The sequence below is a fragment of the Aeromonas sp. Prich7-2 genome, from assembly GCF_017939255.1.
In the GTDB taxonomy this organism is placed as follows: domain Bacteria; phylum Pseudomonadota; class Gammaproteobacteria; order Enterobacterales; family Aeromonadaceae; genus Aeromonas; species Aeromonas caviae.
Map to the genome: position 1 here is coordinate 1 of NZ_JAGKRI010000322.1, position 319 is coordinate 319.

The following is a 319-nucleotide window of genomic DNA, read 5'->3' on the forward strand; positions in this document are numbered from 1 at the left end:
ATATGCCGTTTTGCCCAATCAGCAACGGACTTGGTTTTGAAACCATCGACCACCGTCATCCGCATCTTGATTGGATGTCCTTCCTTGTTCAGGGCCACTGCTGCCACAAACGGCGTCTTGCCTGCCGCGCCCCGACCCCGTTTGCCACCACGGCGCTCGCCACCCCAGTAGACATCATCGAGCTGAATGATGCCGCTGATGGGCTGCTTGTCATCGGACTCTTTCATGGCTTGCAGCAGCTTGTGCTTGAGCATCCAGGCGGTGTCATATTTGACGCCCAACTGGCGCTTTAGCTCCATCGCTGACAAGCCTGTTTTGG

1 protein-coding gene is annotated in these 319 nt (G+C 56.4%); it reads right to left on the reverse strand.

Annotated elements, in window-relative coordinates:
• Positions 1-319 (reverse strand): IS1595 family transposase (locus J9892_RS22450; protein WP_210539067.1); only part of this gene is annotated, 319 nt, incomplete at both ends.